General features: G+C 31.5%; 26 protein-coding genes. 15 read left to right on the top strand and 11 right to left on the bottom strand.

The features are described 5' to 3' along the window. Positions 1-45 precede the first annotated feature (45 nt). The 3 genes from ACKTSU_RS06960 to ACKTSU_RS06950 all read left to right on the top strand — a co-directional run bounded on the left by ACKTSU_RS06960 (position 46) and on the right by ACKTSU_RS06950 (position 2,582). The gene (locus ACKTSU_RS06960) at positions 46-543 is read left to right on the top strand and encodes a hypothetical protein (protein WP_408035654.1); all 498 of its coding nucleotides are present in this window, start codon (positions 46-48) and stop codon (positions 541-543) included. 86 nt (positions 544-629) lie between these two features. Beyond that, complete coding sequence (locus ACKTSU_RS06955) at positions 630-1,841, top strand: RsmB/NOP family class I SAM-dependent RNA methyltransferase (RefSeq protein WP_408035653.1); 1,212 nt, start codon at positions 630-632, stop codon at positions 1,839-1,841. 309 nt (positions 1,842-2,150) lie between these two features. After that, the gene (locus tag ACKTSU_RS06950) at positions 2,151-2,582 is read left to right on the top strand and encodes a hypothetical protein (protein ID WP_408035652.1); all 432 of its coding nucleotides are present in this window, start codon (positions 2,151-2,153) and stop codon (positions 2,580-2,582) included. A gap of 46 nt (positions 2,583-2,628) precedes the next feature. Here ACKTSU_RS06950 and ACKTSU_RS06945 read toward each other — a convergent pair whose 3' ends face one another. From ACKTSU_RS06945 to ACKTSU_RS06930, 4 genes are read right to left on the bottom strand one after another with little or no spacing between them, the layout of a single operon-like run. Beyond that, a complete protein-coding gene (locus ACKTSU_RS06945; RefSeq protein WP_408035651.1) occupies positions 2,629-3,090 on the bottom strand; it encodes a MaoC family dehydratase in 462 nt (153 codons plus the stop codon). Positions 3,091-3,098: 8 nt separating this feature from the next. Next, on the bottom strand, positions 3,099-3,719 hold the full coding sequence (locus ACKTSU_RS06940; RefSeq protein ID WP_408035650.1) for a trimeric intracellular cation channel family protein: 621 nt from the start codon (positions 3,717-3,719) through the stop codon (positions 3,099-3,101). Beyond that, positions 3,720-4,838, bottom strand: a complete 1,119-nt coding sequence (locus ACKTSU_RS06935; RefSeq protein ID WP_408035649.1) for a DEAD/DEAH box helicase — start codon at positions 4,836-4,838, stop codon at positions 3,720-3,722. Positions 4,839-4,873: 35 nt separating this feature from the next. Next, a complete protein-coding gene (locus ACKTSU_RS06930; RefSeq protein WP_408035648.1) occupies positions 4,874-5,260 on the bottom strand; it encodes an acyl-CoA thioesterase in 387 nt (128 codons plus the stop codon). Positions 5,261-5,349: 89 nt separating this feature from the next. On the opposite strand from ACKTSU_RS06930, the gene ACKTSU_RS06925 reads away from it, so the two are divergent. Next, complete coding sequence (locus ACKTSU_RS06925; RefSeq protein ID WP_408035647.1) at positions 5,350-6,687, top strand: MATE family efflux transporter; 1,338 nt, start codon at positions 5,350-5,352, stop codon at positions 6,685-6,687. Here ACKTSU_RS06925 and ACKTSU_RS06920 read toward each other — a convergent pair. Further along, positions 6,684-7,358, bottom strand: a complete 675-nt coding sequence (locus ACKTSU_RS06920) for a DUF2461 domain-containing protein (RefSeq protein WP_408035646.1) — start codon at positions 7,356-7,358, stop codon at positions 6,684-6,686. The two genes, ACKTSU_RS06925 and ACKTSU_RS06920, sit on opposite strands and share 4 nt — an antisense overlap. Positions 7,359-7,438: 80 nt before the next feature. After that, positions 7,439-8,530 carry a redox-regulated ATPase YchF gene (ychF, locus tag ACKTSU_RS06915; RefSeq protein WP_408035645.1) on the bottom strand — a complete coding sequence of 364 codons (1,092 nt, stop codon included), beginning with the start codon at positions 8,528-8,530 and terminating at the stop codon, positions 7,439-7,441. A gap of 182 nt (positions 8,531-8,712) precedes the next feature. Here ychF and ACKTSU_RS06910 point away from each other — a divergent pair, with 182 nt between their 5' ends. Beyond that, entirely contained in the window at positions 8,713-11,400 is a 2,688-nt protein-coding gene (locus ACKTSU_RS06910) for a TonB-dependent receptor (protein ID WP_408035644.1), read from the top strand. Positions 11,401-11,484: 84 nt separating this feature from the next. Here ACKTSU_RS06910 and ACKTSU_RS06905 read toward each other — a convergent pair whose 3' ends face one another. Next, positions 11,485-11,835 (bottom strand): 4Fe-4S dicluster domain-containing protein, encoded by a 351-nt coding sequence (locus ACKTSU_RS06905; protein WP_028892008.1) that lies wholly within the window; start codon positions 11,833-11,835, stop codon positions 11,485-11,487. 70 nt (positions 11,836-11,905) lie between these two features. Here ACKTSU_RS06905 and ACKTSU_RS06900 point away from each other — a divergent pair, with 70 nt between their 5' ends. The 10 genes from ACKTSU_RS06900 to ACKTSU_RS06855 all read left to right on the top strand — a co-directional run bounded on the left by ACKTSU_RS06900 (position 11,906) and on the right by ACKTSU_RS06855 (position 21,306). Next, complete coding sequence (locus ACKTSU_RS06900) at positions 11,906-12,967, top strand: acyl-CoA reductase (protein WP_408035643.1); 1,062 nt, start codon at positions 11,906-11,908, stop codon at positions 12,965-12,967. 54 nt (positions 12,968-13,021) lie between these two features. After that, positions 13,022-14,086 (top strand): 3-phosphoserine/phosphohydroxythreonine transaminase, encoded by a 1,065-nt coding sequence (gene serC, locus ACKTSU_RS06895; protein ID WP_408035642.1) that lies wholly within the window; start codon positions 13,022-13,024, stop codon positions 14,084-14,086. 50 nt (positions 14,087-14,136) lie between these two features. Next, positions 14,137-15,090, top strand: coding sequence for a D-2-hydroxyacid dehydrogenase (locus ACKTSU_RS06890; RefSeq protein WP_408035641.1), 954 nt, complete (start codon positions 14,137-14,139; stop codon positions 15,088-15,090). 3 nt (positions 15,091-15,093) lie between these two features. Then, positions 15,094-16,332, top strand: a complete 1,239-nt coding sequence (locus tag ACKTSU_RS06885) for a DUF1015 domain-containing protein (RefSeq protein WP_408035640.1) — start codon at positions 15,094-15,096, stop codon at positions 16,330-16,332. Between the two features lie 28 nt (positions 16,333-16,360). Continuing rightward, a complete protein-coding gene (locus ACKTSU_RS06880) occupies positions 16,361-17,026 on the top strand; it encodes a YggS family pyridoxal phosphate-dependent enzyme (protein WP_408035639.1) in 666 nt (221 codons plus the stop codon). A gap of 32 nt (positions 17,027-17,058) precedes the next feature. Then, positions 17,059-18,156 (top strand): exonuclease domain-containing protein, encoded by a 1,098-nt coding sequence (locus ACKTSU_RS06875; protein WP_408035638.1) that lies wholly within the window; start codon positions 17,059-17,061, stop codon positions 18,154-18,156. 32 nt (positions 18,157-18,188) lie between these two features. Further along, entirely contained in the window at positions 18,189-19,004 is an 816-nt protein-coding gene (locus tag ACKTSU_RS06870; RefSeq protein ID WP_408035636.1) for an ion transporter, read from the top strand. Beyond that, a complete protein-coding gene (miaA, locus tag ACKTSU_RS06865; protein ID WP_408035635.1) occupies positions 19,005-19,913 on the top strand; it encodes a tRNA (adenosine(37)-N6)-dimethylallyltransferase MiaA in 909 nt (302 codons plus the stop codon). Positions 19,914-19,980: 67 nt separating this feature from the next. Further along, on the top strand, positions 19,981-20,484 hold the full coding sequence (locus ACKTSU_RS06860; protein WP_299010358.1) for an OmpH family outer membrane protein: 504 nt from the start codon (positions 19,981-19,983) through the stop codon (positions 20,482-20,484). 6 nt (positions 20,485-20,490) lie between these two features. Continuing rightward, on the top strand, positions 20,491-21,306 hold the full coding sequence (locus ACKTSU_RS06855) for a DUF1853 family protein (protein WP_408035634.1): 816 nt from the start codon (positions 20,491-20,493) through the stop codon (positions 21,304-21,306). Here ACKTSU_RS06855 and ACKTSU_RS06850 read toward each other — a convergent pair. The 4 genes from ACKTSU_RS06850 to ACKTSU_RS06835 all read right to left on the bottom strand — a co-directional run bounded on the left by ACKTSU_RS06850 (position 21,281) and on the right by ACKTSU_RS06835 (position 24,812). Further along, the gene (locus ACKTSU_RS06850) at positions 21,281-22,204 is read right to left on the bottom strand and encodes an EamA family transporter (RefSeq protein ID WP_408035633.1); all 924 of its coding nucleotides are present in this window, start codon (positions 22,202-22,204) and stop codon (positions 21,281-21,283) included. The genes ACKTSU_RS06855 and ACKTSU_RS06850 overlap by 26 nt on opposite strands. A 121-nt stretch (positions 22,205-22,325) precedes the next feature. Continuing rightward, the gene (locus ACKTSU_RS06845; protein WP_408035632.1) at positions 22,326-23,000 is read right to left on the bottom strand and encodes a type 1 glutamine amidotransferase domain-containing protein; all 675 of its coding nucleotides are present in this window, start codon (positions 22,998-23,000) and stop codon (positions 22,326-22,328) included. Positions 23,001-23,077: 77 nt separating this feature from the next. Further along, positions 23,078-23,647 (bottom strand): Crp/Fnr family transcriptional regulator, encoded by a 570-nt coding sequence (locus ACKTSU_RS06840; protein ID WP_408035631.1) that lies wholly within the window; start codon positions 23,645-23,647, stop codon positions 23,078-23,080. Between the two features lie 10 nt (positions 23,648-23,657). Then, positions 23,658-24,812: a class I SAM-dependent methyltransferase gene (locus tag ACKTSU_RS06835; protein WP_408035630.1), complete on the bottom strand. Its 1,155-nt coding sequence runs from the start codon at positions 24,810-24,812 to the stop codon at positions 23,658-23,660. Positions 24,813-24,865 lie beyond the last annotated feature (53 nt).

Raw genomic sequence — 24,865 nt, 5'->3', positions numbered from 1 at the left:
CTAAAAATATTTTTTACCTTTAGTAAAAATTTAAACCCTAATGTTATGAAAAATTTATTCAAAAATTGCGCATTTATCTTATTGTTTACTACTGTTTTAGTCAGTTGTAGTAGTTCTGATGACACATTCAACGAAAATAATATTAAACTAAATGGAGAATCTTTTACCGTTGCAAGTGCTAGTATTGTAGGAATATCTTTAGGAGAAGATGGTCATTCTGGTATTACTTTAGTATCGGGTAATTCTGCTCAAGTAAAAACGTTGACAATTGATGTACCAACTTTCACAAAAGAAACTATAGCTAATACTTATTCTTTTCCTGAAGAAGAAGGTGTACTGGCACTAGATGACTTTTTAACGCGTTATACTTATTTTGAAAACAATAGTAGTGTGTCTACTGGTTTAAAATCAGGTACAGTTACTGTAAAACACAATGGAGATAATAACTATTCTGTTACTATGGATTTATTAATGAACGATGATAGCACATTTAAAGGAACGTATACAAACGATTTTCAAGTAATTTTTAGTAATAATCAGTAAAATTATAATTAATAATTTTTAAAAAAGTGCGGTTTTTTAACTGCACTTTTTTATTTGCTGTATCTTTGCACTCTTAAATTCATCAAATGAGATTACATAGAAATTTAGTTTTTGCGGTTATAGATAGTTTACGCGATATTTTTAATGAAGATGTATATGCTGATAAAGCTGTAGAACAAGCTTTAAAGAGAGATAAACGCTGGGGAGCCCGTGATAGAAAATTTGTTGCTGAAACGATTTATGATATTGTTCGCTGGAAACGATTGTATTCTGAAATAGCAAATGTAAAAGCTCCTTACGCTCGTCCTGATTTATGGAGATTATTCGCTGTTTGGTGTGTATTAAAGGGAATTCAATTACCAGATTGGAATCAGATAGAACCTACGCCATCTCGAAGAATTAAAGGGAAATTTGATGAATTATTAAAAATTAGAAAATTTAGAGAATCTATTCCTGATTGGATTGATGAAGTTGGAGTTCAAGAATTAGGAGAAGAAGTTTGGACCAAAGAAATAGCGGCTTTAAATAAACAAGCAGAAGTCATCTTACGTACAAATACATTAAATACCACCAAAGCTCATTTACAAAAACAGTTAGCTTCTGAAGGAATTGACACTGAATTTATCAAAGGATATGATGATGCTTTAAAATTGGTTGAAAGAGCAAACGTATTTAAAACGGAAGCCTTTAAGAAAGGATTTTTTGAAGTACAAGATGCTTCTTCACAATTAGTTGCGGCTTATTTAGATGTAGAACCAGGTATGAAAGTAGTTGATACTTGTGCTGGTGCTGGAGGTAAAACATTACATTTAGCTTCTTTAATGAAAAACAAAGGGCAAATTATAGCGATGGATATTTATGAGAGTAAATTGAAAAAGTTAAAAGTTCGTGCTCGTAGAAATGGTGCTCATAATATCGATACTCGTGTAATTGATTCAACTAAAGTGATAAAAAAACTACAAGGAAAAGCAGATAGAGTTTTAATCGATGCTCCTTGTTCTGGTTTAGGAGTAATCCGTAGAAATCCTGATAGTAAATGGAAATTACAACCAGAATTTTTAGATCAGATTAGAGAAACCCAGCAAGAAGTATTACAACAATACTCTAAAATGGTAAAACCAGGAGGTAAATTGGTATATGCAACCTGTTCAGTATTACCTTCAGAAAACCAACAACAAGTAGAATTCTTTTTAGCTTCAGACGGGGGTAAAGATTTTACTTTTGTAAAAGATGAAAAAGTATTGTCGCACAAATCTGGCTATGACGGATTTTATATGGCTCTTTTAGAAAGAAAATAAACTGATTAAATTCTTGGATTGTTAGATTTCTATATCAAGAAAATAAATGTAAAAAAGGCTCGGGATAATATCTCGAGCCTTTTTCAATCAACTATTAAAAACTAACTAATCACTAAACATTACTTGTTAAGTAATTATATACTCATAAGACGTTTGTTTTTTAAACTCGTTACATAAGTTTGTTAGCTTTAACATTATTTTAAGAGCGTACTTAAAAACCTATTTTGTTAAGAACTGGTTTACAGTTTGTTTTGTTTTTTGAGTTATTTATAATTACATTTAACTATAACTAACTTTAAACCTATTTTTATGACAAACTCAAACAAACCTACTACATTGTTTTGGATCATTGCTGTTGCTGCACTTATTTGGAATGGTTTAGGCGTTATGTCTTACCTTGGACAAGCCTTTATGACAGATGAAGTAAAAGCTACTTTACCAGAGGCTGAAAGAGCCTTATATGAAAACATTCCTACTTGGGTAACAGCCGCATTTGCTATAGCAGTCTTTGCTGGTTTGCTTGGTAGCATTTTCTTATTAGCAAGAAAAAAAGCAGCTAGAGTTGTTTTTCTAATTTCTTTAATAGCAATTTTAGCACAAATGTCTTACAATTTATTTATGAGTAGAGCAGCAGAAGTATATGGTCCTGGTGGAGTTATTATGCCTGTAATGGTTACTCTTATAGGAGTCTTTTTATTAATGTACACCAAAAGAACTATTGAAAAAGGCTGGTTGTCTTAATCAAAAACACAAATAATAAAAAAAGCTGCTTTTATAGCTGCTTTTTTTATTCAAATAGTACAAAAATAAACTCAGCAACACAGGCGGGTTTTTCTTGTCCTTTTATTTCTATTATACAATCAAATGTGAGTTTTTTCCCATTTTTAAAATCCTCTAATTGCTTTAAGGAACTTATTAAACGCAATTCACTATTAACAGGAACTGGGTTTGGAAAACGTACTTTATTCAATCCATAATTCAATCCCATTTTTATACTTTTAACCTCAAATTGCTTTAAAATTAATTCAGAAAGCATAGAAACCGACATAAATCCGTGAGCTATGGTTGTTCCTGTAGGAGAATATTTTGACGCTTTTTCTTCATCAATATGAATCCATTGCTTATCGAGTGTTGCATTGGCAAAATCATTAATCATTTGCTGTGTAACGGTATACCACTCACCTATTGGTAATTGTTTTCCTTCTATACTAGAAAGTTCTTCTAAATTTTCAAAAACTAGTTTTTTCATAGTGCTTATTATTTTCCAAAAACATCTTTTTTAATGCGAGGAAGCTCCAATTTATATTGTACTGCTATAGTTCTTATTACAACAATAATACTTGCAGAAATCACAAAAAGTAAATCTTCATTTATATTTAAAGGATGTAAAAGTAAGTACACCATTCCTCCAGCTAAACAAGCAGAAGCGTAAATTTCTCTATGGAAAATCAACGGAATTTCATTCGTTAATACATCTCTAATAACTCCTCCCATTACAGCAGAAGACATCCCCATAACTAACGCTACAAACGGATGTAAATCAAAACTCAATCCTTTTTGAACGCCTATTAATGTAAATACACTAATACCAATCGTATCGAATAAAAACATTGTTTTTCTTAGTGGAGCTATTTTACTTCTAAATAAAAAGGTAACCACTACTGCTGTGAGTATTATCCAGATATAATTGATATCTCCAATCCAATTTATAGGATGCGCATTAATAAGCACATCACGAGTCATACCTCCTCCAACTGCCGTTACAAAAGCAATGATTAACACCCCAAAAACATCAAATTTTTTTCGAATAGCCACTAATGCACCACTAATGGCAAAAGCGAATGTTCCTGCAATGTCTATGACGTAGATGATACTCATTTATATTGATATTTCTGAAATTTGTATTTGTAATTCTTTTTTCACTTCAGCAATACGATTTCTTTCATTTTGAAGAATTAAAACTAAAGACACACCTCTTTTACCAGCTCTAGCTGTTCTACCGCTTCTGTGTGTATAATATTCTAACTTTTCTGGTAATTGATGATGTAGTACAAAACCTAAGTTTTGAACATCGATTCCTCTTGCAGCTACATCAGTAGAAACTAATACTTGAAGACTCTCATTTTTAAAAGCACGCATTACTTTATCACGCTCTTTTTGCTGCATATCACCTTCTAACGCTTCAACTGAAAATCCTTCTTCTTTTAACTCTTTTGTTAATTTTTGAGCTCCTGCTTTGGTTCTTGTGAATATAATGCCTCTTTCAGTATGTCGTTTTTCTAAAAACTTAACAATAATATCGGTTTTTTCAGGAATCGTAGTTGTTACAAACTGATGTGTAATATTAGCATTTACCAAAGAATTCTTGTTTACTTCTACTTGTTTAGCAGAAGAGCTCATGTATTTTTTTATGATACTTCTGATTTCTTCTGGCATTGTAGCAGAAAACAACCATGTTTTACGTGTACCTGAAGTATATTTTAAAATACGGTTTAATTCTAATTTGAACCCCATACTTAGCATTTCATCAGCTTCGTCAAGTACAAGGGTGTTAATATTTTTTAAATCAACCTCACCTCTCTCAATCAAATCAATTAAACGCCCAGGTGTAGCTACCACAATATGAGTAGTTCTCTTTAAATTATTGATTTGACGCTCAATTTTTTCTCCTCCAAAAACAGCTTCTACAAAAATTCGTTCGTCTACATATTTAGTAAACTTAAATAATTGCTTTTTTATTTGTTGTGCTAACTCTCTTGTCGGAGCTAAAATCAACGCTTGAATATGGCTTTTAGAAGGATTTATCTTATGCAAGATAGGTAATCCGTATGCAGCTGTTTTACCAGTTCCTGTTTGCGCTAACCCAATAAAATCTGAATTATTTTCAAGTAAGTAAGGTATCGCTTCTTCTTGCACTTCAGTAGGAGTTGTTATTCCTAACTCTTTCAGTCCTTTTACATACTCTTTTCGTACTCCTAATGCGGTAAATGTTGTCATTGTATAAATTTATAAGTGCAAAGATATTGTTCTTTTTACGGTAATAATAAGTTTGTTACTTCTTTCGTAATTCTTTTCGGTTTTTTGGTAGTAGCATCTAATAAACAAAATGTGGTTTGTGATTTTACTAATAAAGTTTCGCCTCTATATATTTCAAAATGACGAATAGATTTTATTCCTTCGGTTTTACCAACCCAAGTTCTAAGCGTAACTTCATCTCCCAAAACAGCTTGATTTTTATAATCAATTTCATGACGAATAACAAACCAAACATAATCAATATTTGTCGCTTTTTTTGATAGCTCCTTCCAATGAGCATCAGAAATATTCTGCATCCATTGCACGTATACCACATTGTTTACATGGTTATACTCATCTATTTCATTAGCTATTACAATATGTTTTTGTTCAAATACATTCATATAACAAACTTACAGGTTTGATGTTAATTATTACTTAAATATAACGTAGATTTTAAATTAGAACGATAATTCGTGTTAATTTAGGCAACATGAATAGAATCGCTGACGACTTAGGAACAAAAAGTATTAGTCAACTTCTTTTAAAGCAAGCTATTCCTGCTTCTATTGGTATTTTAGTCATGTCAATTAACATGATAGTAGATACTATTTTTGTTGGAAGATGGATAGGTGTTTTAGCTATAGCTGCAATTACTGTTGTGCTACCTATAGCTTTTTTAATCTCATCTATAGGAATGGGAGTCGGAATTGGAGGAAGCTCTATAATCTCAAGAGCTTTAGGGGCTAACAAAGCTAATACGGCTTTTGAAGTCTTCGGAAATCAGATATCGCTTACCATAGTACTTTCAGTAATATTTGTGCTCTTAGGAACCTTTTTTAGCACGCCTATCTTACAACTTTTTGGTGCCAATGGAGATATTATAACACCTGCTACTGAATATTTTAATGTAATAGTTTGGGGAGTTCCTTTTTTAGCTTTTGCTATGATGGGGAATCCTGTAATTAGGGCTGTAGGAAAACCTAATTACGCGATGCTTACTATGTTATTTCCTGCTATTGCTAATATATTCTTAGATGTTGTTTTTATAAAATTCATGAATTTAGGAATGTTTGGTGCAGGATTAGCAACTTCTATATCGTATGCTGTTAGCGGATTATTTATTTTATGGTTTTTCTTTTCTAAGAATACTCAACTAAAAGTCATTCCAAAATATTTTAAACTCAATTTTTCCATCGTAAAAGAAATTGTTTCTTTAGGGGGCGTGACAGTAGTAAGGCAAGGAACCATAAGTTTACTCACGATTATTCTAAATTACACCCTTTTTAAATACGGAGGAGAAATATCTATTGCGATATATGGTATCATTAACAGAGTTATGCTGTTTGCTCTTTTTCCTGTTTTAGGAGTAACTCAGGGATTTTTACCCATTGCAGGATATAATTATGGAGCAAACAATATTGAAAGAGTTAAAGAAAGTATTAAAACCTCGATACTTTTTGGTACAGGAATAGCCATTATTATTTTTATTGCAATAATGTTGTTCCCAACTCAATTGGTAAGTGTTTTTACTGAAGATAAAGAGCTATTAAACAGCACGCCCAATGCGTTAATTGTTGCTTTTTTAGCAACTCCTGTAATTACAACCCAATTAATTGGTGCGGCCTATTTTCAAGCAGCAGGAAAAGCGTTGCCTGCTTTACTTTTAACACTTTTAAAACAAGGAATCTTTTTAATTCCTTTGGTGTATATACTACCCAAATTTTATGGGGTAAATGGTGTGTGGATGTCGTTTCCTATCGCTGATATTTCATCAACTTTGGTTACTTATATTTATTTAAAAAGAGAAGTTCGATTGAACTTAAATTAATCTAAAAGACTTTCTCCGTTTAAGTTCGTGGTTAAAACATCACTCATATAATCGAAGAAAGGGCGAAGTGCTTTAAAAGCATCATCTACTTTTGTTAAAAATTCTGGAGCAAGAACCTCTTCATCAGAAAAATGTTGAATAGCGATATATCCTTTTTTACGAATCAAATCGATATCTGGGTGCTCCTTGTCAAATCCTTTTGGTGCTGTTTTTAGTTCATCTCCTTCAAGTTTACCACCAAAATATTGTGTATAGTTTTTCTCTTGTAAAATTTCTCTAATTTCAGAAGCATCCATTTCAAATTCTTTACGAATACGAAGTAAATCTTCTTTGTTAGGTTCCCAAAATCCGCCTGCTAAAAAACTATCTCCTGGACAAATATGCAAATAATAGCCTCCTCTTAGTTCAGGCTTTTTTCTATGAAATGAACCTCCAAAATGTGTTTTATAAGGAGTTTTATCTTTTGAAAAACGCACATCTCTATAAATTCTAAACAACTTGTGCTTATCAACTTCATCATGCTTATTTAGATTTTCTTGAATGGTTTTGTAAACCTCTTTTGCATTGTTTTGAGCTTTGGTGAAGTCTTTTTTATGCTCAGTAAACCATTCACGATTGTTATTTTCTTTTAAGTCTTTTAAAAATTGAAATGTTTGTTTATCTATTTGCATTTTAAGCGAATTTGAAATTCTAAGGTACAAAAAAACTCCACTATCATCTAGTGGAGTTTGTATTTTATATTAGGTGTAGATTACACGTTAAATCTGAAATGCATTACATCACCATCTTTGACAATGTATTCCTTTCCTTCTACTCTCATCTTACCAGCTTCTTTTACCTTAGCTTCGCTACCAAACGCAACATAATCGTCATAGCTTATAGTTTCAGCACGGATAAATCCTTTTTCAAAATCGGTATGAATTACTCCTGCAGCTTGTGGTGCTGTTGCTCCAACAGGAATTGTCCAAGCTCTTACTTCTTTAACACCTGCAGTAAAATAAGTTTGTAAGTTTAATAATTTATATGCCGAACGAATTAAACGAGAAACACCAGCTTCTTCCAATCCGATATCAGCTAAAAACATTTGACGCTCTTCGTAGTCTTCTAATTCTGTAATATCAGCCTCTGTACCTACAGCCAACACAATAACTTCTGCATTCTCGTGAGCTACATTTTCTTTTACCTTATCAACATAAGCATTTCCCGAAACTGCTGATCCTTCATCAACATTACATACATATAATACTGGTTTAGCAGTAATGAACTGTAATGGGTGTACAAACTCTTCTTCTTTTTCAGTAAATTCAATAGAACGTATAGACTTTCCTTCTAATAAAGTGGCTTCAACTTTCAATAAAATTTCTAATTCTATTTGCGCTTCTTTATTACCAGTTTTAGCAGTTCTTTTTACACGCTCTAAACGTTTTTGAACTGTTTCTAAATCTTTTAACTGTAATTCAATATCAATTGTTTCCTTATCACGAATAGGATCTACAGATCCATCAACGTGCACAATATTATCGTTATCAAAACAACGTAATACGTGTAAAATAGCATCCGTTTCACGAATGTTTGCTAAGAATTGATTTCCTAAACCTTCTCCTTTACTTGCTCCTTTTACCAATCCTGCAATATCTACAATCTCTACAGTTGCAGGTAATACTCTTTCAGGGTTAACTAATTCTTCTAATTTTTCTAAACGAGTATCTGGTACATTTACCACTCCTAAGTTTGGTTCAATGGTACAAAACGGAAAGTTAGCACTCTGTGCCTTTGCGTTTGATAAACAGTTAAATAAGGTTGATTTCCCTACGTTAGGTAATCCTACAATTCCAGCTTTCATTCTATGTTTTTATTGAAATTTTGCGAGTGCAAATATAATGTATTGCTTTCTAAAAACACTATTTATTTAAAACTCATTAATTACTTTAATTAATTGTTGTTTGATTAAAAAATTAACATTTATTTAAGAAGTTAACTGATTTTGACTATTTTTAAATATTAATAAACTAAAAAACTTTTCTTATGTCTAAACAAAAACTCTTTGTTATTTGTTTTTTATTTCTTGGTTTACAAGTAATAAATGCTCAAATACAAATAAAAGGAACTGTAAAGGATGTTAATAACGAACCTTTACCAGGAGCTAACATTCTAGAAAAAGGAACAACCAATGGAACATCTACTGATTTTAATGGAGAATTTTCTCTAAGTGCTGATCCTAACGGAAGTCTAATCGTAAGTTTTTCAGGTTTTGAAACACAGGAAATCCCAATTAATGGAAAAACTAGCTTTGATATTGTTTTGAAAGAAGGGTTGCAATTAGACGAAGTTATTATTGTAGGGTCTAGAAATGTTAGAAGAACAGCGGTAGACACTCCTGTACCTGTTGATGTTATTGACGTAGGTGATTTGGCAACCAAAAATGGTAAGGTAGAGGTCAATGATATTTTACAATATGCTGCACCTTCGTTTAACGCTACAAAACAATCAGGCTCTGATGGTGCTGATCATATCGTACCAGCTTCTTTACGTGGTTTAGGTCCTGATCAAACTTTAGTCCTTATCAACGGTAAAAGACGTCATCAATCTTCGTTAGTTAATATTTTTGGTACACGTGGACGTGGAAATTCTGGAACCGATTTAAACGCAATTCCTTCCGCAGCTATTAAAAGAATAGAAGTTTTAAGAGATGGAGCTTCAGCACAATATGGTTCTGATGCCATTGCTGGGGTAATCAACATTGTTTTAAAAGATAATACAGATGGAGTTTCAGGAAGTTTAGGTTATGGTGCTTATAGTACTGCAATTGGTGATGGTTGGGCCGAAGCTACTGGTGAAACTTTATATAATGTAGAAGGAAAAAATAGATTAGATGGTGAAGACAAAAGTTTTGATGGTGGTACTTTTAAGTTAGATTTAAACTATGGAGCAAAGCTGAATGATAAAGGAGGGTTTGTAAACTTTACAACTGAGTTGTTGTCAAAAGAAAGAACGTTAAGACCAGGGTTTTCTTGGCGAAAAGGATATGGTAGCGCAGGTATTGACGGGTTCAATTTTATGGTAAATACTAGTTTACCAATTAATGATAACACGGAAGCATATGCTTTTGGTGGAAGAAATTATAGAGATACCGATGCTTACGCTTTTTCTAGAGATAGTTATGCAGATGGCGATAATAGAAGTGTTCCTAGCATACACCCTAATGGGTTTACTCCAAGAATTACTTCAAACATTACAGATATTTCAGTATCAGCAGGAATTAAACATAAATTAAATAATGGTTGGGAAGTTGATTTTAACAATACTTACGGAGAAAATAAGTTTCATTATTTCATAAAAGACTCTAATAACGCTTCAATGAAAGATGCCTCTCCTACCGATTTTAATGCAGGTGGACATAGTTTATCACAAAACACTACAGGATTAGATTTTACTAAATATTTAGAAGATTTAATGAGTGGAGTTAACTTAGCTTTTGGATTGGAGTATAGAACAGAAAACTTTATTATTTTTTCAGGTGAAGCTGCTTCATACGGATTATATGATGATAACGGAGTTTTAATGACGAATCCTGCAGTACAACCAGTTGCTGTAGATGGCAATGGAGAAGAACTAGTAGGAGGCTCTCAAGGATTTCCAGGTTACGGCCCAGATAATGAAGTAGATCGTTCTAGAAGTAATGTAGGTATCTATTTTGATTCGGAATTTAATTTTACTGAAAAATTTTTAGTTGGTGCAGCTCTACGCTTTGAAGACTATAGCGATTTTGGAAGTACTTTTAATTTTAAGCTAGCTTCAAGATTTAAAGCGAATGACAATTTAACTTTAAGAGGTTCTATTTCTTCAGGATTTAGGGCACCATCATTGGCTCAATTATATTACAATTTAAAATTCACCAATATTGTTAATGGCGAATCACTTCCTTCATTACTATCTGCTAACAATAGTACTGTAACTAAAGCTTTTGGTATCGAGCAATTAAAAGAAGAAACTGCTTTTAATGCTAGTTTAGGTTTTACTTATAAAATAGGCGGATTTACAGCTACAATTGATGCGTATTCAATTACAGTTGATGATCGTATTATTTTAACGGATAATTTTGATGCTTCAGGATTAAATTTAGGAGTTGATGCTGCTCAATTCTTTGCCAATGGTGTTGATACTAAAACTCAAGGGATTGATATTGTTTTAAACTATAAAAGAACTTTTGATGAACACAGAGTTAATGTAGGTTTAGTTGGAAACTTTAATGATACTAAAATTGAAAAAATAAATAATGGTAATTTAAATAGGTTTACATTTTTCAGTCCATTTTCTGAAGCCTATTTAAAAGCTGCAGCTCCAGATCATAAATTTGGTTTAAATCTAGGCTATGGTTATAAAAAGTTAGATGTAGCTTTAAACTTCACTAAGTTCAGTGAGGTACAATTACAAGATTTTCAATGGGTTGAAACACCTGCAGCTACACAAACTGAAGCAGACGCTTTATATGCAGTAGCAACAGATATTTACAAGAGTAAAATTACAACTGATTTAAGTTTAAGTTATGCTTTTACTGATAAAATAACTTTTACAATTGGAGGTAACAACATTTTTAATGTATATCCTACTCCACAATTTGATGGATGGACAGATCAAGGAGGATTAGCAGATTCTGTACAAATGGGGTCAGACGGAGCTTATTTCTTTACTAGATTAGGTTTTAAACTTTAAAACAGAACGTATAAAAACAAAAAAACCGAGAATATTCTCGGTTTTTTTGTTTTTATCTTAATTCTAAAAGTCTAACCTCTTAGATTATTCGTTATGCATAAAACGTTGTTTCGCTAATAGCTCCTCTTCTGTTTCAACATTATCTTCATCAGGAACACAACAATCTACAGGACAAACTGCCGCACATTGTGGCTCTTCATGAAAACCTTTACACTCAGTGCACTTGTCAGCAACGATGTAATAAATTTCATCAGAAATTGGTTCTTGATCTTCATCGGCATTGGCAGATTTACCGTTTGGTAAAACGATATTTCCTGTTAAATCAGTTCCGTCTGCATACTTCCAATCATCAGCCCCTTCGTAAATAGCTGTGTTTGGACATTCAGGTTCACAAGCCCCACAATTTATACATTCATCTGTTATTATAATTGCCATAATTAATCTCTTTCAGTTTTGTAACTTTGCATTTGCAAAAATAGTTCCAATTTAATTTAGAACCAAATAAATGGATAGTATAAAAAGTAGAATTAACGCTTTTCATAAACTAGGAGAATTTTTAAGTCAGTTTTCTCAAGAAAAAGTTGAGAAAAAAGAAAATATAGAACATAATGAGTTATTTTTTGACGGATTTAAACATCAACTTAAAATAGCTGGAGAAAACAATACGTGGTTTACGAAAGAAAACCTATTGTTTTCAATAGAAAACTGGACAAAAGCATTAACCACAGATAATTTAAGTGAATGGATTTCTAAAGAAGATTTAGGAAAAAACGACGCTAAGTTAATTGCTATTATCATGGCTGGAAACATCCCTTTGGTTGGTTTTCACGATTTTTTATCAGTATTAATCTCGGGACATTCAGTTTTAGTAAAGCAATCATCTAACGACAAACATTTATTACCTTTTTTAGCTAAGTATTTGGAATATGTTGAACCTGAATTAAATGGTAAAATATCATTTACTGAAGAAAAACTAACTGGTTTTGATGCTGTAATTGCAACAGGAAGTAACAATACAGCTCGTTATTTTGAGTATTATTTTAAAGATAAACCGAGTATTATCCGAAAAAATAGAAATTCTGTAGCAGTATTAACAGGAAACGAATCTGAAAAGCAAATGCAAAATTTAAGTGAGGATGTTTTTCGTTACTTCGGATTAGGATGCCGTTCAGTTTCAAAAGTATTTATTCCGAAAGACTATAATTTCGACGCTTTTTTCAACGGAATGTATAAGCAACACGAAATTATCAATAATATTAAGTATGCTAATAATTACGATTATAACAAAGCGGTGTATTTGATGAGTGAGTTTGATATTTTGGAGAATGGTTTTTTAATGATTAAAGAAGATGAGAGTTACGCCTCTCCTATCGCTTCAGTTTTTTATGAGTATTATGAGAATACAGATGATTTGAAAATAAAACTTTGGGAAGATAGAGAGCAAATTCAGTGTGTAGTGGCTAACAATTTTATTGAAAATGAAATTGAATTCGGACAAACACAACATCCGAAGTTATGGGACTATGCTGATGGGGTAAATACATTAGAATTTTTATCGAAAATTTAAAGCAACCTCTCTATATAAATTTGCACCTTTGTGTAACAAAACACAACAACACAAATGAAAAAACACAACTTTAGCGCGGGTCCTTGTATTTTACCTGAGGAAGTGCTTCAAAAAGCTTCTGAAGCAGTTATTAATTTTAATAATGATAACCTTTCTTTAATTGAAATTTCTCATAGAAGTAAACCTTTTGTAGAGGTAATTGAGAAAGCAAGAAGTTTAGCTTTAGAGTTATTAGGTTTAGAGAATAAAGGCTACAAAGCCTTGTTTTTACAAGGTGGTGCAAGTATGCAATTTTTAATGGTTGCCTACAATTTATTGAATAAAAAAGCTGCGTATTTAAATACTGGAACTTGGAGTAGTAATGCGATTAAAGAAGCTAAATTATTTGGTGAATTGGTGGAAGTTGCTTCTTCAAAAGATAAAAACTTTAGCTACATTCCAAAAGGATATGAAATTCCAACAGATGTAGATTATTTTCACTGCACCAGTAACAATACGATTTTCGGAACGCAAATGAAAAGTTTTCCTGAAACTTCAGTTCCTATGGTATGCGATATGAGTTCAGATATTTTTTCTCGTCAATTAGATTTTTCAAAATTTGATTTGATTTATGCGGGAGCTCAAAAAAATATGGGGCCAGCAGGTACAACATTGGTGGTTGTAAAAGAAGATATTTTAGGAAAAGTAGAACGTCAAATACCTTCTATGTTAAACTATCAAATGTTTATTGATAAAGACAGCATGTTTAATACACCTCCTGTATTTCCAGTATATACATCTATGTTAACATTGGAATGGTTAAAAGATTTAGGAGGAATTGAATTTATTGAGAAAGTAAACGAGAAGAAATCAGCTTTACTATATAATGAGATAGATAGAAACCCATTATTTAAAGGGGTTGCAGCTGTAGAAGATCGCAGCCATATGAATGCAACATTCACTTTAACCGATGAAAGCTTACAAGCTAAGTTTGATACAATGTGGCAAGAAGCCAATATTAATGGACTACACGGTCATAGAAGTGTTGGTGGATATCGCGCAAGTATGTACAACGCATTACCTTTGTACAGCGTTCAAGCATTGGTAGATGTAATGCAGGAATTAGAAAGAATAAGTTAGATATAATGTCATTTTGTTTATCATAATGACATATTTTATAAAATACAAAGATGAAGATATTAGCGAACGATGGAATTTCCGCTAGCGGAATTGAGGCTTTGGAAAAAGCTGGATTTGAAGTGTTAAATACCAAAGTTGCTCAAGAACAACTTGAAAACTATATAAATGAACACAGTATTGATGCGATCATAGTAAGAAGTGCTACGGAAATACGTCAAGAATTGATAGAAGCTTGCCCAAGTATTAAATTAATTGGTCGTGCAGGTGTTGGTATGGATAATATTGATGTTGAATATGCTATCGATAATGGTGTACATGTTGTAAATGCTCAAAGTGCATCTGCTCCTTCAGTTGCTGAATTAGTTTTTGCACATTTATTTGGTATGGTACGTTTTTTACCTCAATCGAATCGTGAAATGCCTTTAGAAGGTGATATGAGCTTCAATTCTTTAAAAAGACAGTTTTCTCAAGGAATTGAATTAAGAGGTAAAACTTTAGGTATTATAGGTTTTGGTCATATCGGACAAGAGGTTGCTAAAATGGCTTTAGGGTTAGGAATGAAAATAATAGCTACGGACACTGAAGTAGAAAATGCTACTATTACAATTCCTTTTTTCGATGGACAAGTAGTTAATTTTTCCGTAGAAACTCAATCGTTAAATGAGGTATTATCAAAGTCAGATTTTGTAACCTTACATTTACCAGCACAAGAAGAGTACGTTATAGCTGCTACTCAGTTTGATCAAATGAAAGACGGAGTTGGAATTATCAATACTTCAAGAGGTAGTGTTTTAAATGAAGTTGATTTAGTAAATGCTATTGAAAGTGGTAAAGTTAAATATGCTGGATTAGATGTTTTTGAGAATCAGCCAACACCTGAAATTCAATTATTGATGAATCCAGAAATCTCTATGACACCTCATATTGGAGCATCAACTATTGAAGCACAAGAAAGAATTGGAGTTGAATTAGCCAATAAAATTATAAAACTATTAAGCGAATAATTCATGGCGATTGTAAAACCATTTAAAGCGGTAAGAGCTACACGTGATAAAGTGGCGCTAGTATCCTCTAAATCATATGAAATTTATACTCCTGCAGAGATTGGAGCAAAGCTAGACTTTAATCCGTATACATTTTTACATGTAATTAACCCTGGATATAAATACCATAAACAAGATGTAACCGGTGAACAACGTTTTAAATTGGTACACAACCGTTATTTAGAGTTTAAAGAGAATGAGGTTTTTCAACAAGATAAAGTTCCAGCTTTTTATGTATATCAAAAAATAACTCCTTCAGATAATTTCTGCGGAATTATAGCAGCAACTTCTGTTGAAGATTATCATAATAATGTGATAAAAAAACATGAAGATACTTTAAGAGAACGTGAGTTATTGTTTGAAAATTACTTAAAAAACACAGGCTTTAATGCTGAACCAGTGCTACTAACCTACCCTGATAATGATGTAATAAATTCAATTATACAAAAATATCAGGAGCAGCGACCAGAGTACGAATTTTCTACGTCTGATAGAGATTTACACTTTTTATGGGTAGTAAATGACAGCAACGATGTAGCTAAAATTTCTAAGGCATTTCAACAAGTTAACACTTTGTATATTGCTGACGGTCATCACAGATCTACATCTTCTTGTTTATTGGCTCAAAATTTAGCAGAAAACAATCCAGAACACACAGGTAAAGAAGATTACAACTATTTTATGAGTTATCTATTACCTGAAAGTCAGTTAAAAATTTATGAATTCAATCGATTTATTAAAGATTTAAACGGATTAACTCCTGAAGAATTACTGATTGAATTAGACACACATTTCAGAATAGAAAATCGTGGGCAAGAGCTATACAAGCCAAAAGAAAAACATCACTTTAGTATGTATTTAAACGGTGAGTTTTATGCCTTGTATTTACGTAAATCACTTTACAAATTCACTGATTGTTTAAGCGAACTAGATGCCTATATTTTATATACAACCGTATTACAACCTATTTTAGGAATAGATGATATACGTAATGCTTCTAAAATTGTGTATTCACAAAATAAATCAGACGGATTAGAACTTAAAACCAAGGTAGATAGTGGGGAATTTAAAGTTTCCTTTGGAATGCTTCCTACCAATATAACAGAATTAAAAACAATCGTAGATGCTGGTTTAATGATGCCTCCTAAAACCACCTATATAGAGCCTAAATTACGAAGTGCTTTAACTATTTACGAATTTTAATGCCATATCAGCACATACAGTTATTATCATGACAGGAATTAAAGATAATCTTCAAAAAATAAAATCAAGTTTACCAAAACATGTAACGCTAGTTGCAGTTTCAAAAACGAAACCTGTTTCCGATTTGCAGGAAGCTTACGATGCGGGGCAACGTGTATTTGGAGAAAACAAAATTCAAGAAATGGTTGCCAAGTATGATGCTTTACCTAAGGATATTCAATGGCATATGATAGGGCATTTGCAAAGTAATAAAGTTAAATATATGGCACATTTTGTTGATTTAATTCATGGTGTGGATAGTTTTAAAACTTTAAAAGAGATAGACAAGCAAGCCAAAAAGCATGGTAGAGTTATTAATTGTTTATTACAAGCTCGCATTGCCAAAGAAGAAACCAAATTTGGGTTGCCTTTTGAAGAAATAGAAGAAATTTTAGCTTCGGATAAATTAAAGGAGTTAAAGAATATCAAAATTGTTGGATTGATGGGAATGGCAACGTTTACAGATAATCAAGAACAGTTGCAAGATGAATTTTCATCGTTGTCTAATTTCTTTAGTAAAAATCAAAAAAATTACCCAGATTTACAAACACTATCTATGGGGATGAGCGGAGATTACCAATTAGCCATTGAAAACGGAAGCAACATGGTGCGAATAGGGAGCTCAATTTTTGGAGTTAGAAATTATATTGCTTAGATTTACATAAATCTGCTAAAAAAAAGAGAGAATTGTACGCTATTTTAGACATAGAAACTACTGGGGGAAAGTATAATGAAGAGGGAATTACTGAAATTGCTATTTATAAATTTGATGGACATCAAATCGTAGATCAATTTATTAGTTTAGTGAATCCGGAAAGAGATATCCAAGAATTTGTTGTTAAACTAACAGGAATTAACAACAAAATGCTTCGTAATGCACCTAAGTTTTATGAAATAGCTAAACGAATCGTTGAAATTACCGAAGATTGTTTTGTGGTTGCTCATAATGCTAACTTCGATTATCGAATTTTACGCACAGAGTTCAACCGTTTGGGTTATGATTTTAAGCGTAATACTTTATGTACTGTAACCCTTAGTAAAAAATTAATTGCTGAAGCTCCGTCGCACAGTTTAGGTAAGTTGTGTAGGTTTATAGGAATTCCAATGTCTGATCGTCATAGAGCAACAGGAGATGCATTAGCAACAGTACAGTTATTCAAATTATTATTAGAGAAAGACACCGAAAAAGAGATTATCCAACAATCTATCAAGTATTTTGATAATCGACATGAGAAATTTCGAATTCAAAAAATATTAGACAGTCTTCCTGAAAAACAAGGAGTATTTTATATACACAATAAAGAAGGAAGTATTATTTACATTGGTAGAGGAAACAACATGAAACACGAAGTAAATAAACTTTTTTTAACTGAAACTACAAAAGGATTAAAAATAGTAAAAAGAGCTTCGGAAGTTACTTTTAACGAAACAGGTAATTTACTTTTTACACGTCTTAAATATCATTTAGAGCTAGAAAAACTAAGACCTAAATACAATATTATCAGAAGAAAAAAAATTGTGGATAGAAACTTTAATCATGATCATATGATGATTATCGATAAAGGTCGTATTCCTGAAGAACATGCTGTAATATTAATAGAAAGTAACGAGGTTATAGGCTATACATATACAAACTTAGCTTTTCAAGAAAATCAGTTATCAATCTTAAAATCAATGCTAACTCCTATTGAAAATAAAGAACTAGCAAAAACAATAATTAAGAACTACTTGTTAAAAAACAAAGTGTCTAAAATTGTGCGATTACAAGTTGAAAATAATTTGTAATATTGTTGTAAACCACTCAATAATTTACTGTTTTGGAAGAAAAATCACTTAACTGGAGAGATAAATTACATGAAATAATTTATGAAGCAGATACACCTGCTGGAAGGTTATTTGATATCGTTTTATTGTTTGCTATTTTAGCAAGTATTATTTTAGTAATGCTAGAAAGTGTGGATAGTTTTGATAAAAAACATCATACTTTTTTATATGTATCTGAGTGGATAATTACAATTCTTTTTTCAATAGAATACATCCTAAGAATTATATCTATTAATAAACCAACTAAATATATTTTTAGCTTTTACGGTATAATAGATTTCTTATCTACAGTTCCTATGTATTTAACCTTTTTCTTTGTGGGTTCTCATAGTAGTTTAATAGCTTTGAGAGCTTTACGTTTATTAAGGGTTTTTAGAATCCTTAAAGTATCAAGATATATTGGTGAGTCTAATCAGCTTATTAAAGCATTAAATGCCAGTAAAGCTAAAATTGGAGTATTTCTTTATTTTGTACTCATTATTTGTATCATTTTAGGTTCTATCATGTATTTTATTGAAGGAGCAGAAAATGGTTTTACCAGCATTCCTAGAAGTATTTATTGGTCTATCGTAACTCTTACCACAGTAGGATATGGTGACATTGCTCCACAAACAGCTTTAGGGCAATTTATAGCGAGTATAACAGTAATTATTGGTTATGCTATTATTGCCATTCCAACAGGAATTGTTAGTTCTGAAATGACAAAAAAGAAAGTAGACTTAAACACACAATCTTGTCCGAATTGCTCATACGAAGGTCATAAAGATGATGCCGAATTTTGTTATCATTGCGGAACAAAACTGAACTAAATGCCACAAACAAATACCTTAATTACAATTGTAGGAGCTACGGCTATAGGAAAAACAGCACTAAGTATTAAACTAGCCCAACACTTTAACTGTGATATTGTTTCGTGCGATTCTCGTCAGTTTTATAAAGAAATGACTATAGGAACAGCAGTTCCTGATGTAGATGAACTCGCTGCTGCTCCACACCATTTTATTCAAAATCGTAGCATTTTTGAAGATTATTCAGTTGGTCAGTTTGAAAAAGACGCTTTAGCTAAGCTTGATGAACTATTTGCTAAAAATCCTATTCAAATTATGGTAGGTGGTAGCGGATTGTATGTTGATGCGGTTTTAAAAGGTTTTGATGAGTTTCCAGATGTAGACCCTCAAATTAGAATTGATTTAACTGCAGAACTTGAAAACAAAGGAATTGAGCATCTTCAACAGCAATTAAAAAAACTAGATATTGAGACCTACAATACAATTGCTGTTGGCAATCCGCATAGATTAATTCGTGCTTTAGAAATTTGTATCGGAACAGGAAAAACATACAGTTCTTTTAAAAACAAGCCAAAAGCTCCACGCAATTTTCAAACTATAAAAATTGGTTTAAAAGCAAATAGAGAAATCATGTACGATCGTATCAATCGTCGAGTAGATATTATGATTGAAAACGGTTTGATTGAAGAAGCGCAAAAATTACACCAACATAAAGAGTTAAATGCATTACAAACAGTGGGATACCGAGAGTTATTCGAATATTTCGAAGGTAACTTTACTAAAGAATCTGCTATTGAAGAAATAAAGAAAAATTCTCGAAGATTTGCCAAACGCCAAGGAACTTGGTTCCGTAAAGACCCTGAAATTATTTGGTTCGATTTTCAAGAAGATGTAAATAACATTATCGCAACCATTGAGAGTAAAAAGTAAAATTTAACGAATTTTAAGGGTCGTACATTAACCACTTTTTTATATTTGTCACAAAACACAGAAATTTATGAAATTAAAAATCACATTTATACTCGCTTTATTTTTTATCGGATTTACAAATGCACAAACGAAAGTAGGTACAGTAGACAGTGAATTAATTATTAGTAAAATGCCACAAATGAAAGGTGTTTTACAACGTGTAGAAAACTATGGTAAACAATTAGATTCTAGTTTTCAAATTAAAGCTACAGAGTATAAAACAAAAGTAGATTCTTTTAAGGCTGAAGAAAAAATAATGACGGATGATGATAAAAAAACACGTTTTCAGGAAATACAGGTACTTGAACAAGAAATGGCTAAATTTCGTCAAAACGGAACAGCAATGATGCAAATTCAAAGAGAACAAAGTTTACGTCCGTTATATAAAAAAGTAAGTGAAGTAATTGCTGAAGTAGCTAAAGAAAATGGTTATACCCAAATTTTAACAACTACAGGAAATGAATTTGGATATCTTGATGAACGTTTCGATATCACAAAATTGGTATTAGACAAACTAGGAATTAAAGAGTAATTCTTTATGTACCAAAAACAAAAAGACTTACAATTACAATACGAAGGATTTTTACAAACACCTTTTCTATGGCACGGAAAAGGTGTTTTTGATTTAGAACAATTTTGTGTTTCAAAAGTTACAACATCTTCTTTTTCCGAAGAAATTACACAGAAATTACGTTTAGGCAAATTAGTAGAGCGTTTTGTTTCATTTGATTTACAGCAAGATTCCTCTATAACCATTCTCACAGAAAATATTCAAATTCAACAAGAAAAAATAACCTTGGGTGAGCTGGATTGTATTCTAAAACAAGACGAAAAACCTATTCATTTAGAAATAGTTTATAAGTATTATTTGTATGATGCTACTGTTGGAAATTCTGAGATTGAGCATTGGATAGGCCCTAACAGACGAGATTCTTTTGTTCAAAAACTAAGTAAATTAAAAGAAAAACAATTACCTCTACTCTACTCTAAACAATCTAAAAAGTATTTAGATAAATTAGAGTTAGAGGCTACTGAAATTACGCAAAAAGTTTATTTTAAAGCACAATTATTTGTGCCTCTTCAAGATATAAACAAAGAATTTTCTTTGGTAAATAATGAATGTATCTACGGATTTTATATTTACCCTAAGGAATTAGTTCAATTTTCTGATTGCAAGTTTTACATCCCTAATAAACACAACTGGTTGGTTAACCCACACCCTAACGTTGATTGGTTAAACTTTGAATCGTATCAAAATAAACTTCAACAGTTTTTAAATGAAGAAAATGCACCTCTTTGTTGGTTAAAAAAAACCAATGGAGAATTCCTTAAATTTTTTGTGGTTTGGTGGTAACTTTCAATTTTGAAATTCGCTTTCTTGAAGTAATAAAATAAACTCCAGACAACAATACTACTGATGCAATAATTGATTGCGTTGTTAAAGTTTCATCTAAAAAATACCATCCTAAAAACAAGGCTACAACAGGGTTTACATACGCTGATGTTGACACTTTTTCAGTAGGAACAATTTTCAATAAATAATTGAAAGATGTAAAGGCTACAATACTTCCAAAAACAATTAATAAAAACATAGCTCCTTGTGCTTTAAAAGACCAATCTAAAGGGGAAGACCAAGTTTCTTTTAGTAAAAAAGAACCTATAAAGAGAAAAACTCCTGCAAAAAGCATTTGATACCCTGTACTTACAAAGAAGTTTTTAGGAAGTTTAGCTTTAGCCACAAAAACACTTCCATAACTCCAACTTAGTACGCACGAAAAAATCATAAAAATTCCTATTAGCATATCTTTTGAAGTCGTAATTTCATTTTGACTTACTAACAAATACATTCCTATAATTCCCAAAACGACTCCAATAATAGATTGTCTTTGCATCTTCTTTCCATCAATTAAACGTAATAGTAACAACACAAATAAAGGCTGTGTTGCAGCTAATAAAGCACCAAAACCACTATCTACAAATTTTAATGCCCACACAAACATTCCATTTCCATACACTAAAAAAAGAAAACCAGCTATTGCTGAATTTAAAAGCTGTTTTTTAGTCACTTTTATTTCTCTTTTTAAAAGTTTAGCTATAAGCATGATTAGCGCTCCTGATATAGAAAAACGAATAGCTGCTAATAACAGTGGAGAAACCTCAGTTACGACAATTTTATTTAACAAATAGGTTGATCCCCAAATAACATAAATAGCTATAAAAGCAGCTATAACGAGCGGTTTAGATTCTTTCATTTTATCTATATTCTAATGCGCTAAAAGTACAATAAAACCTTTTTGCTTGTTCTTGAAAAAGAAAAAATCGTTTGAAAATATTTTCAAACGATTTTTTTCTTAAACACTCACTATTTAATAGTTATAATTTTGCTAATAATTTTTCAGCTACTAGTTCTGATGATGCTGGATTTTGTCCTGTAATTAAATTACCATCTTCAATTACATATTCTTGCCAATCTCCTGCTTTGCTATAAATCCCTCCCTTATTTTTTAGCTCATCTTCTACTAAAAATGGCACAATTGAAGTTAATTGTACAGCATCTTCTTCAGTATTAGAAAAACCAGTTACTTTTTTATCTCTAACTAAAGGATTTCCATTTACTTTAGCGTCTTTTAATACAATAGGTGCATGGCAAACAGCTCCTACTGGCTTACTATTAGCATAAAAAGCTTCTATTAAAGCTACAGAATCTTTATTTTCAGCTAAATCCCATAAAGGTCCATGTCCTCCAGGGTAAAAAATTGCATCATAATCACCTTCTTTAACTTCACTCAATTTCATTGTGTTTGTCAATACAGCTTGAAGTTCTTCATCTTTATTAAAACGAAGCGTAGCAGGTGTTTGAAAATCTGGTTCATTACTCTTTGGGTCAATTGGTGGTTGCCCTCCTTTAGGTGATGCTAAAACCACTTCAACTCCTTTGTCTTTTAATAAGTAATAAGGTGCCGCAAATTCTTCAATCCAAAACCCTGTTTTTTCTCCTGTATTTCCTAGTTCTTCATGGCTAGTAAGTACAAATACTACTTTTTTCATATTATTTCTATTTTTAAGTTACCTCAAAATTAGTATATGAAAGGTGAAAAAAAATTGATGTATGGTAATAAAGGCTTTTATAAAGTTTCTTTTCGTATTCTACTTAAACTTTCTGTTGTTATTCCTAGATAAGACGCTAAATGATAATTTTTAATTTGCTGCTCTATATTTGGGTAGGTTTGTAAAAATAGATGATATCTTTCTTTAGCAGATAACACTAAATTATTTAAAATTCTTTTTTGAAATCTTACCGTTGAACGTTCTAATTTTTTTCTAAAAAAATGTTCTATTTTGGGTACTTTTTCATAGATATTATCCAAATCTCTCTTAGCTACTTTTAACACAGTAGCATCTGTAATACATTCAATAGAAAGTACAGATTCTGATTCGGAAAAATAACCTATGTAATCACTAATCCACCAGTCGTTAATAGCAAATTGTATCGTATGCTCTTTTCCTTTAGCATCCAAAAAAAACGTTCGTAAACAACCTTTTACTACATAATATTGATAATAAACTTTTTCGCTAGTATGTAATATGGTATTTCCTTTTTTATACGTTACCTCCGAAAAAATACTCTCAACTACTTTTAACTCTTTATCTTTTAGCTGAAGATTTTTAAATACATTACTTACAGATGTACTCATTATAAAAACATTATAGTAATCCCTCTAAATAGTGTTCCTCAATTTGATAAGTTTCTTTTAAATCTGAAATTTTAGCTTCAATACGTTTTTTATCCATTTTTTTAGATGATTTAGCACCTATCAACATTACATTTTTACGTGTATGTTCATTGCTTATAAACTCAAAAACCTTCGTAGTATAGTTGTTTTTCTCTAAAATTAAGGCTCGAATTGTATCGGTAACCATTTCAAACTGACGCTCTTTAAAAATTCCATATTTTAATAAAGGGCTCTGCTGCTCTTTTCCTTTTACTTGCTGACGGATTTGTTTATGACAGCACGGAGCACAAACAATCAATTCTGCTTTTGAAACCAAACCTTTGTAAATAGCATCATCGGTAGCTGTATCACAAGCATGTAAAGCAATTAAAATATCTATTTTATTGTTATCGTACTCCTGAATTGGTTGTGCTACAAAAAGTAATCCTTTAAAATCACACTTTTTGGCAATATCATTACAATAATCAACTAAACTCTGGCGTAACTCAATACCTGTTACACTGGCAGTATATCCTTTTTGATTGACCAAATAATCGTACAAAGCAAAAGTTAAATAGCCTTTTCCTGAGCCCATATCTACAATATTGATATGCTTAGGTAATTTAACTGATTGTATTTGAGCTTCAATAATCTCTAAATACTTGTTAATTTGACGGTATTTATCCGCCATTTTAGGAATTACTTTTCCTTCTTTATCCGTTACACCTAAATGATATAAATATTCGCTGTTTTCAGCTCTTTTTTCTTTGGGCTTATCGTGAGTTTCTGGTAACTTATTCTTAAAACTTGGTTTTGTAGTTTTAAAACTTACCTTTTTCTTTTTTGATATAAAGACCAACAAATCGTTCGATAGTGTAAATAAAGTTGCCGCTCTAAATTTTTCAGAAAGTAAATTTGTTAACTCTTCTACACTTTCTTCAAAATCATAGTTTTTAACCTGATCGTTCGTTGTATATCTATATAAAAATTGAAAATGAGTTTCTCCTCTTAACTCAATTTGACGAACGTATACATTAGATAGTTCGTCACTTTTACGAATAGGTTTACTTACCGTTAGTTTTACAAAATCGTTTTTTTGAATGCTGTTTTGAAATTCAGTAAACAGTTGATGTAAGGCTTCTTTCATATTGCAAAAATAGTCAATCAATTTTGGTAAATAATAAATAAAAACCACAATCA

Origin of the sequence: Tenacibaculum aestuarii (assembly GCF_964510395.1) — a bacterium.
In the GTDB taxonomy this organism is placed as follows: Bacteria; Bacteroidota; Bacteroidia; order Flavobacteriales; family Flavobacteriaceae; genus Polaribacter; species Polaribacter aestuarii.
This window is presented reverse-complemented; position numbering and strand designations above follow the sequence as displayed.

Excerpts from the sequence above, each read along its gene's own strand:
- ACKTSU_RS06960 (WP_408035654.1), top strand. The coding sequence starts at position 46 with ATGAAAAATTTATTCAAAAATTGCGCATTTATCTTATTGTTTACTACT.
- ACKTSU_RS06955 (WP_408035653.1), top strand. The coding sequence starts at position 630 with ATGAGATTACATAGAAATTTAGTTTTTGCGGTTATAGATAGTTTACGC.
- ACKTSU_RS06950 (WP_408035652.1), top strand. The coding sequence starts at position 2,151 with ATGACAAACTCAAACAAACCTACTACATTGTTTTGGATCATTGCTGTT.
- ACKTSU_RS06945 (WP_408035651.1), bottom strand. The coding sequence starts at position 3,090 with ATGAAAAAACTAGTTTTTGAAAATTTAGAAGAACTTTCTAGTATAGAA.
- ACKTSU_RS06940 (WP_408035650.1), bottom strand. The coding sequence starts at position 3,719 with ATGAGTATCATCTACGTCATAGACATTGCAGGAACATTCGCTTTTGCC.
- ACKTSU_RS06935 (WP_408035649.1), bottom strand. The coding sequence starts at position 4,838 with ATGACAACATTTACCGCATTAGGAGTACGAAAAGAGTATGTAAAAGGA.
- ACKTSU_RS06930 (WP_408035648.1), bottom strand. The coding sequence starts at position 5,260 with ATGAATGTATTTGAACAAAAACATATTGTAATAGCTAATGAAATAGAT.
- ACKTSU_RS06925 (WP_408035647.1), top strand. The coding sequence starts at position 5,350 with ATGAATAGAATCGCTGACGACTTAGGAACAAAAAGTATTAGTCAACTT.
- ACKTSU_RS06920 (WP_408035646.1), bottom strand. The coding sequence starts at position 7,358 with ATGCAAATAGATAAACAAACATTTCAATTTTTAAAAGACTTAAAAGAA.
- ychF (WP_408035645.1), bottom strand. The coding sequence starts at position 8,530 with ATGAAAGCTGGAATTGTAGGATTACCTAACGTAGGGAAATCAACCTTA.
- ACKTSU_RS06910 (WP_408035644.1), top strand. The coding sequence starts at position 8,713 with ATGTCTAAACAAAAACTCTTTGTTATTTGTTTTTTATTTCTTGGTTTA.
- ACKTSU_RS06905 (WP_028892008.1), bottom strand. The coding sequence starts at position 11,835 with ATGGCAATTATAATAACAGATGAATGTATAAATTGTGGGGCTTGTGAA.
- ACKTSU_RS06900 (WP_408035643.1), top strand. The coding sequence starts at position 11,906 with ATGGATAGTATAAAAAGTAGAATTAACGCTTTTCATAAACTAGGAGAA.
- serC (WP_408035642.1), top strand. The coding sequence starts at position 13,022 with ATGAAAAAACACAACTTTAGCGCGGGTCCTTGTATTTTACCTGAGGAA.
- ACKTSU_RS06890 (WP_408035641.1), top strand. The coding sequence starts at position 14,137 with ATGAAGATATTAGCGAACGATGGAATTTCCGCTAGCGGAATTGAGGCT.
- ACKTSU_RS06885 (WP_408035640.1), top strand. The coding sequence starts at position 15,094 with ATGGCGATTGTAAAACCATTTAAAGCGGTAAGAGCTACACGTGATAAA.
- ACKTSU_RS06880 (WP_408035639.1), top strand. The coding sequence starts at position 16,361 with ATGACAGGAATTAAAGATAATCTTCAAAAAATAAAATCAAGTTTACCA.
- miaA (WP_408035635.1), top strand. The coding sequence starts at position 19,005 with ATGCCACAAACAAATACCTTAATTACAATTGTAGGAGCTACGGCTATA.
- ACKTSU_RS06860 (WP_299010358.1), top strand. The coding sequence starts at position 19,981 with ATGAAATTAAAAATCACATTTATACTCGCTTTATTTTTTATCGGATTT.
- ACKTSU_RS06855 (WP_408035634.1), top strand. The coding sequence starts at position 20,491 with ATGTACCAAAAACAAAAAGACTTACAATTACAATACGAAGGATTTTTA.
- ACKTSU_RS06850 (WP_408035633.1), bottom strand. The coding sequence starts at position 22,204 with ATGAAAGAATCTAAACCGCTCGTTATAGCTGCTTTTATAGCTATTTAT.
- ACKTSU_RS06845 (WP_408035632.1), bottom strand. The coding sequence starts at position 23,000 with ATGAAAAAAGTAGTATTTGTACTTACTAGCCATGAAGAACTAGGAAAT.
- ACKTSU_RS06840 (WP_408035631.1), bottom strand. The coding sequence starts at position 23,647 with ATGAGTACATCTGTAAGTAATGTATTTAAAAATCTTCAGCTAAAAGAT.
- ACKTSU_RS06835 (WP_408035630.1), bottom strand. The coding sequence starts at position 24,812 with ATGAAAGAAGCCTTACATCAACTGTTTACTGAATTTCAAAACAGCATT.